The sequence below is a fragment of the Pseudomonas sp. FSL R10-0056 genome (assembly GCF_009600105.1).
Lineage (GTDB): Bacteria > Pseudomonadota > Gammaproteobacteria > Pseudomonadales > Pseudomonadaceae > Aquipseudomonas > Aquipseudomonas bubulae.
The window spans coordinates 1-907 of record NZ_WIWL01000046.1 but is presented as its reverse complement, the minus strand read 5'-3'; the positions used below and the strand labels follow the sequence as shown (position 1 = coordinate 907).

At 51.7% G+C, this 907-nt stretch carries 1 protein-coding gene; it reads left to right on the top strand.

Going from position 1 to position 907, the window contains the following annotated elements; all coding sequences use genetic code 11:
• Positions 1–154 precede the first annotated feature (154 nt).
• Positions 155–580 carry a hypothetical protein gene (locus tag GHO42_RS02930; protein ID WP_153331004.1) on the top strand — a complete coding sequence of 142 codons (426 nt, stop codon included), beginning with the start codon at positions 155–157 and terminating at the stop codon, positions 578–580.
• Positions 581–907 lie beyond the last annotated feature (327 nt).

Here is a 907-nt window from a genome sequence, read left to right as displayed (position 1 = left end):
TGAGATGTCTCGTGGGCTCGGGTGGCGTCTGTCTGGCTGTTCCCGTCGTCTTCGACGCCGGTTTATCAGAGCGGCTTGTGGCCGCTCTGGAGGCAGCTTTCAGCTGCCCAAAGCAGGCTGCGCTACCATGCGATTTTCGCCTGGGAGCAGCCCAATGCAGCGTCTAGCAAAACCCTCTGATTACGTTCTGCAGGACATCCTCGGCAGATCGCAGTACGTGCTGCCCTGGGAGGACAAGCTTTGTCCTGGGAATCCCACAGACGACCCTGATGCTGGTTCGATTGAGTACAACGAGCATGCCATTGAGAGGGCCCATAACGGCGGTATGGCCATCGCAACCGATCCGGTAGCCGACGCAGTGAATGCGGCACTAAAAACGCCTGGAGAGGCTTACAGGACCCTTTCGCGGGATCTGGCGGCCTCATACCTGGGTGATTATCAATTTCTTATGAGCGACCTAGAGCTCTGGGACGAAGAAACCAAAGCGATCCGCGTTCTCCTGGTCTTTTCCAACCAGGATCTACACAAGCTATCTGCGCGCCAGGTTATGGACCTTCGCGCTCGAGCTGCACAGGTCTGACGCGCTGCGCTTGTCTCCTCGATCAGTGCACGGGAACAAGTACCCGTGCCCCGATCGAGGCTCTTAATTGCCTATTTTTGATGATCCAAACACACCTGTATGCTTCTTCCCGAAGGTGTCTGTAAGGATTCTGCAAGATATTTTAAATACGTTTTAAAAACTCTCGCAAAAAATACATAAGAAGTCTGTTGGTTATTTTTTAGTGGCATATAGGATCGCCAAAAAAATCGCGCAAGCATCATTTTGGGGTGTCATATGTCCAAGGCAGTAAGCAGCATCGCATCGGAAGTAAATGAATTACTTCGTAAAAATGGAAATGAGTTCATG